This window comes from Nonomuraea sp. JJY05, assembly GCF_043496855.1.
GTDB lineage: Bacteria > Actinomycetota > Actinomycetes > Streptosporangiales > Streptosporangiaceae > Nonomuraea.
In genome coordinates this window covers 190,294-199,917 of the sequence record NZ_JBIEIS010000021.1, presented here as the reverse complement: position 1 = coordinate 199,917, position 9,624 = coordinate 190,294, and the positions used below count along the sequence as shown (strand labels likewise).

Annotated in this window: 6 protein-coding genes and 1 pseudogene; all 7 read left to right on the top strand. The window is 70.8% G+C overall.

Annotated elements, in window-relative coordinates:
- Window positions 1–521: pseudogene (locus ACFKCF_RS31690) on the top strand (hypothetical protein); the annotation flags it as partial.
- Between the two features lie 15 nt (window positions 522–536).
- On the top strand, window positions 537–1,433 hold the full coding sequence (locus tag ACFKCF_RS31685) for a haloalkane dehalogenase (RefSeq protein WP_394498924.1): 897 nt from the start codon (window positions 537–539) through the stop codon (window positions 1,431–1,433).
- A gap of 64 nt (window positions 1,434–1,497) precedes the next feature.
- Window positions 1,498–3,849 (top strand): AAA family ATPase, encoded by a 2,352-nt coding sequence (locus ACFKCF_RS31680; protein WP_394498923.1) that lies wholly within the window; start codon window positions 1,498–1,500, stop codon window positions 3,847–3,849.
- A gap of 99 nt (window positions 3,850–3,948) precedes the next feature.
- Window positions 3,949–4,932 carry an ABC transporter permease gene (locus tag ACFKCF_RS31675; RefSeq protein ID WP_394498922.1) on the top strand — a complete coding sequence of 328 codons (984 nt, stop codon included), beginning with the start codon at window positions 3,949–3,951 and terminating at the stop codon, window positions 4,930–4,932.
- Window positions 4,932–5,846 (top strand): ABC transporter permease, encoded by a 915-nt coding sequence (locus ACFKCF_RS31670; protein WP_394498921.1) that lies wholly within the window; start codon window positions 4,932–4,934, stop codon window positions 5,844–5,846. Before ACFKCF_RS31675 ends, ACFKCF_RS31670 begins: the two co-directional genes overlap by 1 nt.
- The gene (locus ACFKCF_RS31665) at window positions 5,843–7,855 is read left to right on the top strand and encodes a dipeptide ABC transporter ATP-binding protein (protein WP_394498920.1); all 2,013 of its coding nucleotides are present in this window, start codon (window positions 5,843–5,845) and stop codon (window positions 7,853–7,855) included. Before ACFKCF_RS31670 ends, ACFKCF_RS31665 begins: the two co-directional genes overlap by 4 nt.
- Window positions 7,856–7,885: 30 nt before the next feature.
- A complete protein-coding gene (locus tag ACFKCF_RS31660; protein ID WP_394498919.1) occupies window positions 7,886–9,577 on the top strand; it encodes an ABC transporter family substrate-binding protein in 1,692 nt (563 codons plus the stop codon).
- Window positions 9,578–9,624 lie beyond the last annotated feature (47 nt).

The window sequence follows — 9,624 nt, the reverse complement described above, 5'->3', positions numbered from 1 at the left end:
CCTGCGCGGCGGCCGGGCTGCTGGAGGCCTGGCGGGCCGAGCCGGCGGCGACGTGGGCGTGGCGGATCGGGCTGGGCGCGCTCGCGGCGGCGCCGGCCGTGCTCGCGGCGCGGGCGGCGCGGGCCTGGTGGCGGGGCGGGCCGGGCCCGTGGCGGACCTCCCTGATCATGTGCGACCTGCCCGTGGGGGCCGAGCCGTCCGTCGCGCTGAACCTGGAGGTGCGCCAGACCTTCTCGTACGCCCGCGGCATCGTCCTTTCCTACGGCGACGCCCTCGGCCCCCGGGTCGCCGGCGCGGTGGCGACGGTCACCTCGTCCGGCGAGCTCCGGGTGATCACGGATCTGGAGGCGTGGGACGCCATCGAGGCCGACCCCAGGGTCGCGGTGTTCGCCGCGGACCCGCTGCAGCGGCGGTTCTGGGTGGAGGTACGCGGGATCGCCCTGCCCGACTCCGACGTCCTGCGCGTCACCCCCAAGCAGGTGCTCATGGGCGAATTCCCTGGGCGGCACCAGCGCCGCTAGCTAGAATGTTGTTCTATGCGTATCCTGCGCACGCCAGAAGAGCGCTTCGCCGACCTGCCCGGCTTCCCCTACGAGCCCCGCTACGCCGACGTCCCCGACGGCCTGCGGATGGCGTACGTCGAGGCGGGCCCCGCCGGCGGCGAGCCCGTCGTGCTCCTGCACGGCGAGCCGAGCTGGTCGTTCCTCTACCGGCACGTCATGCCCGAGCTGGCCGCGGCCGGGCTGCGCGCGATAGCGGTGGACCTCATCGGGTTCGGCCGCTCGGACAAGCCGGCCGACCAGGCCGAGCACACCTACGCCAGGCACGTCGAATGGACCCGCGCCCTGCTGTTCGACGCGCTCCGGTTGAGCCGTGTCACCGTCGTCGGCCAGGACTGGGGCGGCCTGATCGGGCTGCGGATCGCCGCCGAGCATCCCGAGCGCATCGCCAGGATCGTGGCGGCCAACACGGGCTTGCCCTCGGGTGACATTCCCATGCCCGAGGTGTGGCACCAGTTCAGGAACGCCGTGCTCAAGGCGCCGGTGCTGGACATCGCCCGGCTCGTCCAGGCCGGCTGCAGGACGGAGCTGTCCGAGGCGATCCGGGCGGCCTACGACGCGCCGTTCCCCGACGAGTCGTACAAGGCGGGCCCTCGCGTCATGCCGAGCCTCGTCCCGATCACGCCCGACGACCCGGCCGCTCCCGCCAACCGCGCTGCCTGGCAGGTTCTCACGACACTCGAACGTCCTTTCCTGGTGGCCTTCTCCGACGGAGATCCGATCACCGGGGGCATGGCGCCCATTCTGCTCAAGTCGATCTCGGGCACGTCCGGCCTGCGGCATCCCGTCATCAAGGGAGCCGGGCACTTCCTGCAAGAGGACGCGGGGGCCGAACTCGGGCGACAGATCGCCGCTTTCGTGACCTCCACCTAGCGTGTCAGGAGCGCCCAATCGTCGGCCCGGTGCGGTATAACCGGGGGCGGACCGGGGAGGCGTGATGCAGGAGTCCGGCAGGGCCCAGGCCGCGGGGCGGGTCGCGGCGCGGGATCTGTTCGAGAAGGTTCGGCTGCGTTATTACCAGATTCCCCCGGCCGTGCGCCGGGTCCTCTACGTGGTGGTGCTGGTCGCCGTCATGGGCCTGGGCGCGGCACTCGGGTGGAATCTGCTCAACACCTTCCCCCTCGTCCTGCTGGGGCTCGCGTTCGTCGCGCTGACCATGCGCTTCCCCCGCGCCGCCGCCACCGTGCTGGTGGTCGCGGGCTGGGTGGTGCTGACGCTGCCCGTCTTCTCCGGACTGTTCCCCCCGGGCTCCGGCGCGGTGCACCTGATGGTCGCGCTGGCCCTGCCCGCCGCCGCGGGCGCCCACCTCATCCGCTGGGTGGCGCCGTGGGTGACCACGCTGCTGGCGCTCGCCCCCGCCGGCGTGCTCGCCGTGCCGCTCTCGTTCGTCTCCGCGAACGTGGCGGTCTGGGTGGCGTACGCGGTGGCCGCCGCGGTGCTGGTCTACCGGTTCGTGCTGGCCCGCAAGGTCAGGGCGGAGAGCGCCGCGGCCGAGGAGCAGCAGGTGCGCGTCAGGGCGCGCGAGGGCAGGCCCGAGTCCCCGCAGGACAAGCAGGGCGGGCTCCCGCAGATCTCCGTCGAGGAGGCGCTCAGCGAGCTGGAGAGCATGGTGGGCCTGGCCCCCGTCAAGGAGCAGGTGCGCTCGATCGCCGCCTCCATCGAGGCGTCCCGGCTGCGCGCCGAGGCCGGCTACACCACCGACCGGCCCACCAGGCACTTCGTCTTCCTCGGCCCGCCCGGCACCGGCAAGACCAGCGTCGCCCGCGCCCTCGCCAAGATCTTCTACGCGTTCGGCCTGCTGGAGACCCCCTATGTGGTCGAGGCGCAGCGGGCCGACCTGGTGGGCGAGTTCCTGGGCGCGACCGCGATCAAGACCAACGAGCTGGTCGACCGGGCCCTGGGCGGCGTGCTGTTCATCGACGAGGCGTACGGGCTGGTCAACTCCTCCGACGGGCAGCCCGACAGGTTCGGCGCCGAGGCCGTGCAGACGCTGCTCAAGCGCGCCGAGGACGACCGCGAGCGGCTGATCATCATCCTGGCCGGCTACGAGCAGGAGATGGGCGCGTTCCTGTCCAGCAATCCCGGGCTGGCCAGCCGGTTCGCCACCCGGGTGCGCTTCCCCGGCTACTCCCCCACCGAGCTGGTCGAGGTCACCGAGCTGCTCCAGCGCCGCCGGGGCGACACGATGGACGCCGAGACCAGGCGGGTGCTGCTCGGCCTGTTCGAGGACGTGCACCGGCGCGGCCTGGTCGACGAGCTGGGCAACGCCCGGTTCGCGCGCAGCCTGGTCGAGGCCGCCGCGCAGGCCCGTGACGTACGCGTGGTGGGCGCGGGCGGCACCCCGACCACCGAGGACCTGGTGACCACCACCAAGCCCGACGTGACCAAGGCGTTCGACGAGCTGACCGCGCGCTTCCGCGGCTACGTCGCCACGCCCACGCTGGAGGAGGCGCTGGCCGACCTCGACAGGATGGCCGGCCTCGCGCCGGTCAAGCGGCAGGTCCACGCCATCGCGGCCCAGCTCCAGGTGGCGCGCATGCGGCAGGAGCGCGGGCTGCCCACCCCGCCGCAGATGCGGCACTTCGTGTTCGTCGGCCCGCCCGGCACCGGCAAGACCACGGTCGCCAGGGTCATCGGCCGCATCTTCGCCGCGCTCGGCCTGCTGGCCAGGCCCGACGTGGTCGAGGCGCACCGCGCCGACCTGGTCGGCCAGCACCTCGGCGCCACCGCGATCAAGACCAACGAGCTGGTCGACCGGGCCCTGGGCGGCGTGCTCTTCATCGACGAGGCCTACAGCCTGGTCAACCCCGGCTACCAGGGCGGCGACGCGTTCGGCGCCGAGGCCGTGCAGACGCTGCTCAAGCGGGCCGAGGACGACCGCGACCGGCTCGTCATCGTGCTGGCCGGCTACGAGCGCGAGATGGACGCGTTCCTGGCCACCAACCCCGGCCTGGCCAGCCGGTTCAACCAGCGCGTGGCCTTCCCCAGCTACTCGCCGCAGGAGCTGTCGGAGATCGCGGTGCTGCTGGCGGAGAAGGCCGGCGACACCTTCGACGAGGAGGCGTCGCGCGACCTCGACGACGTGTTCGCCTGGGTGTGCGAGGAGCGGCTGATCGACGGGCTCGGCAACGGCCGCTTCGCCAGGTCGCTGTTCGAGCGCGCCGCCATGCGCCGCGACGTGCGGCTGGCCGCCCACGCCTCGCGCGGCGGATCCGCCAGCTCGGCCGACCTGACGACGATCACGAGCGAGGACGTCCGCACCGCCGTGGACGAGCTCTCCGGACGTTGACCATCTTCGATCGACCCTTCTTCGGCGGTTCCCTGCGCGCGACCCGTCACATGGTGTAGCAATATAACTACGTGCGGTGCGCGTCGGAGGGGGAGCGCGATGGCGGGGTTTCTGGCCCGCAGGCTGCTCAACTACGCCGTGCTGGTCGTAGTGGCCGCCAGTCTCGCCTACCTTCTGGCTGCCACGGCTCTCAATCCTCGCTCCAACTACGCGGACCGCACGCCAAAACCTCCGCCTGCCGTCGTGGACGCGCAGCTCACGGCGCTCAACCTCAACGACAAGACGCCGCTGCTGGAGCGTTATGCCACGTGGGCGGGCGGGGTGCTGCGCGGCGACTTCGGCAAGTCCGTCGGGGGCGCTCCGGTCAACGAGGATCTCAAGCGGCGCATGGGCGTGACGTTCCGGCTGGTCGTGCTGGGGATGATGTTCGGGAGCCTGCTCGGGGTGCTGGTGGGCGCCTTCGCGGCGGTCCGGCAGTACGGCTGGTTCGACCGGATATCGACCGCCCTGTCCTTCGTGGTGCTGGCCGTGCCGGTGGTCGTGCTGGCCAACATGCTGATCCTGGCCGCCGCCTGGGCCAACGAGAACGTGTTCGGCCGCTCGGTGTTCCTGGTCAGCGGGGAGTACACCGACGGGCTGGAGGCCGGGGTCTGGGGGCACGTGGTCGACCGGCTGCAGCACCTGATCCTGCCGACGATCTCGCTGTCGGTGGGGCTCATCGCGGTCTTCAGCCGCTACCAGCGCAACATGATGCTCGACGTCCAGGGCGCCGACTTCGTCCGCACCGCCCTGGCCAAGGGGCTGAGCAGGCGCCAGGCGCTGGTCAAGCACGCGCTGCGGACCGCGCTCATCCCGGTCGTGACCTATTTCGCCTTCACGTTCGGGGCGCTGCTGACGGGGGCGACGTTCACCGAGAAGATCTTCGGCTGGCACGGGCTGGGCGAGCAGCTGATCAACTCCATCTTCAGCAACGACGTCAACACCGTCGCGGCCATCTCCCTCCTCGCCGCCGTCGCCGTACTGTGCGCCGCGCTGGCCTCCGACCTGCTGCACGCGGCGCTCGACCCGAGGGTGCGGGCGTGATGACGCTTTCCGACGAGGAGCTCGCCGAAGAGCTGACCGACGGCACGGCGGCCACGGCGCCGTCCAGGCTGCGGGTGGTGGCCGGGCGGTTCTTCCGCTCCCCGCAGGGGCGGCTCGGGTTCGCGGTGCTGGCCGCGATGTTCCTGCTGGCCTTCGCCGGGCCGCTCTTCTCCCGGTGGACCTACACCGACAAGGACTTCACCGCGTTCATGCAGCCGCCTTCGGCCACCCACTGGTTCGGAACGCTCCAAACGGGGGCCGACGTCTATGCGGTCACGCTGCGCGGCATGCAGAAGTCGCTGGTCGTGGGGCTGCTCGCGGCCCTGATCTCCACGGCGCTGTCGGCCGTGGTGGGCGCCTTCGGGGGCTACTTCCTGGGGTGGACGGACCGGACGCTGAGCTGGGTGACCGACCTGCTGCTCGTGCTGCCCGGCTTCCTGATCCTGGCGATCATGTCGCCGCTGTTCGAGGCCGGGCAGTGGCCGCTGTTCGTGGTCATGCTGGCGTTGTTCCTGTGGATGGTCACCTCGAAGATCGTCAGGGGGATGACGATCTCGCTGAAGGAGCGCGAGTTCATCCAGGCGGCCCGCTACATGGGCGTGTCCCCCGTACGGATCATCTTCCGCCACGTGATCCCCAACCTGTCGTCGCTGCTGATCGTGGACGCCACGCTCAACGTCAGCAGCGCGATCCTCACCGAGACCTCGCTGTCGTACTTCGGGTTCGGCATCCAGCCGCCCGACGTGTCGTTCGGGACGCTCATCGCCGACGGGTCCAGGACGGCGGTCTACGCGCCGTGGACGTTCTGGTTCGTGGCGGGGCTGCTGGTGGTCACCGTGCTCGCGGTCAACCTCATCGGCGACGCGCTGCGTGACGCGTTCGACCCCTCGGCCTCGCGGAGGAAGCGGCGATGAGCCCGGTGCTCGAGGTCACCGACCTCAACGTGTCGTTCGGCGGCGTGCCGGCCGTGCGCGGGGTGAGCTACCACGTGGAGCCCGGCGAGGTCCTGGGCATCGTCGGCGAGTCAGGGTCGGGTAAATCGGTCACCTCGGCGGCCGTCATGGGGCTGCTGCCGCCGGGGGCACGCGTCACCGGGTCGGTGCGGCTGCACGGCAAGGAGCTGATCGGGGCGCCCGAGCGGGAGCTGACGTCCTTCCGCGGCAAGGCCATCTCCATGGTGTTCCAGGACCCGCTCTCCGCGCTCACCCCCGTCTACCGCGTCGGCGACCAGATCGCCGAGGCGGTGCGCGTGCACCAGCGGGTGAGTAAGGAGACGGCCCTGGTCAAGGCCATCGAGCTGCTGGAGCTCGTGGGCATCCCGCGGCCGGCCGAGCGGGCGCTGGCCTTCCCGCACGAGTTCTCCGGCGGCATGCGGCAGCGCGTGGTGATCGCGATGGCCATCGCCAACGACCCCGACGTGATCATCTGCGACGAGCCGACCACCGCGCTCGACGTCACCATCCAGGCACAGGTGCTGGAGGTGCTGAAGAAGGCGCAGCGGAAGACCGGGGCCGCGATCATCATGATCACGCATGATCTGGGCGTCGTGGCCGGGTTCGCCGACCGGGTGCTGGTCATGTACGCCGGGCGTCCCGTCGAGGTCGGCGACGTGGACGACATCTACTACGGGATGCGGATGCCGTACACGGTGGGGCTGCTCGGCTCGATCCCGCGCGTGGACCGGGGCGCGCGGCAGCCGCTGGCGCCCATCGAGGGCAGCCCGCCCTCCCCCGAGGCGCTGCCGCCGGGGTGCCCGTTCGCGCCGCGCTGCCCGATGAAGATCGACGCCTGCGACGAGGGCGAGCCGCCGCTGTTCGACGTGGGGGCGGGGCACCGGGCGGCCTGCATCCGCTGGCAGGAGGTACGCCCCCGCGAGCCCGTCCTCGTCCCCCTGGAGCCGGGGCGGCGCGAGCGCGGCGAGCGCACGGTGCTCGAGGTGCACGGCCTGGTCAAGGAATATCCGCTGCTCAAGGGTGCGATCTTCAAGCGCAGGGTGGGCACGGTGCACGCGGTGGCCGGGGTCGGCTTCGACATCCGGCAGGGCGAGACGCTCGGGCTGGTCGGCGAGTCCGGCAGCGGCAAGACGACCACGCTGACGCAGATCCTGGAGCTGGCCGCGCCCCAGAGCGGGCGCATCGTCGTGCTCGGACGCGACACCGCGCGGCTGAGCGGCCCCGAGCGCAAGGCGATCCGGCGCGACATGCAGGTCGTCTTCCAGGATCCGCTGGCCTCGCTCGACCCGCGCATGACGGTGCACGACATCCTGGCCGAGCCGCTGCGTACGCACGGGCGGCGGCACCCCGGCCGGCGCGTCGCCGAACTGCTCGCCCTGGTCGGGCTGGACACCTCCCACGCGGCCCGCTACCCGCAGGACTTCTCGGGCGGCCAGCGGCAGCGCATCGGCATCGCCAGGGCGCTGGCCCTGGAGCCCCGGCTGCTGGTGCTGGACGAGCCGGTCTCCGCGCTGGACGTGTCGATCCAGGCCGGGGTGATCAACCTGCTCGGCTCGCTCAAGGCCAGGCTGGGGCTGTCCTACCTGTTCGTGGCGCACGACCTGGCCGTCGTGCGGCACATCGCCGACCGGGTGGCGGTGATGTATCTCGGCAGGATCGCCGAGATCGGCCAGGTGGACGCCGTGTTCGACGCCCCGGCGCACCCGTACACGCAGGCCCTGCTGTCGGCGATCCCGCTGCCCGACCCGGTACGCGAGCGCGCCCGGGAGCGGATCCTGCTCGAAGGCGACCTGCCCAGCCCGGCCAACCCTCCGACGGGCTGCCGATTCCGCACCAGGTGCCCGAAGTTCCGCGGCGAGCTCACCGACGAGCAACGCAGGCTCTGCGTGAACGTCGAGCCCGAGGTGCGTCCGCTGGGCGAGGACCAGGGGGCGGCCTGCCATTACGCCGAGAGGCGCGAAGTCGTATAGACCTCGCTCATACCAGGAGGAATTCGCTCGATGAAAGCATCACGTCTTGTCGTGGCCGCCGTTGTCACGGGCTCGCTGTGCCTGGCGGGCTGCGGTCAGGTCAACGGGAGCGGGCCGGGCCGGGAGAGCGGCGGTGACGAGCGTACGATCAAGGCCTACGACATCAACCCGCAGCCGCGCGACAAGGTCAAGGACGGCGGGACGCTGCGGTGGGGCATCAACGAGTTCCCCGCCCAGTGGAACCGTAACCACGTCGACGGCAACCTGGCCATGGCCGCCGTGGTCAGCAACGCGCTGCTGCCCGCGCCGTTCCACTCCGACGAGAAGGCGGAGATCTCGGTCGACCGCAACTACGTGCTCGACGCCGAGGTGACCGACCAGCGGCCCAAACAGGTGGTCACGTACAAGCTGAACCCGAAGGCGAAGTGGTCGGACGGGAAGCCGATCACCTGGGCCGACTACGAGGCCCAGTGGCACGCGCTGAACGGGCGCAACCCCGCCTTCCACATCGCCTCGTCCACCGGCTACCAGGACATCGAGAAGGTGGCGCGGGGCAAGGACGACTTCGAGGTGGTGGTGACGTTCGACAAGCCGTTCGGGGACTGGCAGGCGCTGTTCGGGCCGCTGCTGCCCGCCGCCACGAACCGGACGCCCGAGTCCTTCGACAACTCCTGGCTGAACAAGATCCCGGTGACGGCCGGGCCGTTCAAGTTCGGGGGGTTCGACCAGACGGCCAAGACGATCACGATCGTGCGGGACGACTCGTGGTGGGGGAACCGGGCGAAGCTCGACAGGATCATCTATCGGTCGTCGGAGCAGGACTCGCTGATCTCGGCGTTCAGCAACGGGGAGCTCGACCTCATCGACGTGGGGCCCTCGGCGCCCGACTACGCGCGGGCGAAGGGCACTCCGGGGGCGCAGGTGCGGCAGGCGGCAGGCCCCGATTTCCGGCATTTCACTTTTAACGGGTCCAGCGAGCTGCTCAAGGATCGCAACGTCCGGCAGGCCGTCCAGCTGGGCATCAGCCGCCAGGCCATCGCACAGTCGGACCTGCAGGGCCTGGACTGGCCGATCGCCCTGCTGAACAACCACTTCTTCATGAACACCCAGGAGGGTTACCAGGACAACGCCGGCAAGCTCGGGGCGTACAACCCCGGTCAGGCGCGGCAGCTCCTGGACGCGGCCGGGTGGAAGCTGAGCGGCTCGTTCAGGCAGAAGAACGGCAAGGTGCTCGACCTGCGGTTCGTGGTGCCGTCGGGGGTTCAGATCAGCAAGGCGGAGGGGGAGCTGACGCAGACCATGCTCGCCCAGATCGGCGTGAAGCTCACCATTCAGGCCGTGCCCAGCGATGACTTCTTCACCAAGTACGTCATCCCCGGCAACTTCGACATCACGCCCTTCGCCTACATCGGGACACCTTTCCCGGTTTCCAGCAGTTTCGGGATTTATGCCAATTCCGCCGATGGTAAGACCTGGAACGCCAACTTCGGCCGTACCGGCTCGCCCGCCATCGACCAGGCCATGAACCGCGCCGCCCAGAGCCTCGACCCGGTGCGGGCGCGCGCGGCGGCCAACGAGGCGGATGCGCTGATCTGGCAGGAGGTCAACGTACTGCCGCTCTACCAGCGCCCGCAGAACGTCGCCGCCCGCCAGACGCTGGCCAACGTGGGGGCACGCGGCTTCTACGACCTGCGCTACGAGGACATCGGCTTCACCGGTTGACCTCGGGGGCCGGTCTCTCTCGGGGGGTCGGAAGTGTCGGCGGCCGG

Coding starts and splice junctions, on each gene's coding strand:
- ACFKCF_RS31670 (WP_394498921.1), top strand. CDS start 4,932: ATGACGCTTTCCGACGAGGAGCTCGCCGAAGAGCTGACCGACGGCACG.
- ACFKCF_RS31675 (WP_394498922.1), top strand. CDS start 3,949: ATGGCGGGGTTTCTGGCCCGCAGGCTGCTCAACTACGCCGTGCTGGTC.
- ACFKCF_RS31680 (WP_394498923.1), top strand. CDS start 1,498: ATGCAGGAGTCCGGCAGGGCCCAGGCCGCGGGGCGGGTCGCGGCGCGG.
- ACFKCF_RS31665 (WP_394498920.1), top strand. CDS start 5,843: ATGAGCCCGGTGCTCGAGGTCACCGACCTCAACGTGTCGTTCGGCGGC.
- ACFKCF_RS31660 (WP_394498919.1), top strand. CDS start 7,886: ATGAAAGCATCACGTCTTGTCGTGGCCGCCGTTGTCACGGGCTCGCTG.
- ACFKCF_RS31685 (WP_394498924.1), top strand. CDS start 537: ATGCGTATCCTGCGCACGCCAGAAGAGCGCTTCGCCGACCTGCCCGGC.